This window comes from Streptomyces sp. A 4/2, assembly GCF_940670765.1.
GTDB lineage: Bacteria > Actinomycetota > Actinomycetes > Streptomycetales > Streptomycetaceae > Streptomyces.
In genome coordinates this window covers 1-234 of the sequence record NZ_CALNVW010000121.1, presented here as the reverse complement: position 1 = coordinate 234, position 234 = coordinate 1, and the positions used below count along the sequence as shown (strand labels likewise).

The 234-nt window shown below is 69.7% G+C and carries 1 protein-coding gene; it reads left to right on the top strand.

The annotated features are described in order from the left end of the window. Positions 1–234: hypothetical protein (locus tag NBY69_RS37285; protein ID WP_250306705.1), on the top strand; the 234-nt coding region annotated here is incomplete at both ends.

Below are 234 nucleotides of genomic sequence, written 5' to 3'. Positions count from 1 at the left end.
AGCTGAAGAACACCGTCAACACGATGGTCGACCAGCTCCAGTCCTTCGGTTCCGAGGTCACCCGGGTGGCGCGCGAGGTCGGCGTCGAGGGGCGTCTGGGCGGTCAGGCCGAGGTGCCGGGCGCCGCCGGGACGTGGAAGGACCTGACCGACTCGGTGAACACGGCCTTCCGTAACCTCACCGGGCAGGTGCGGGACATCGCGCAGGTGACGACGGCGGTCGCCAACGGCGATC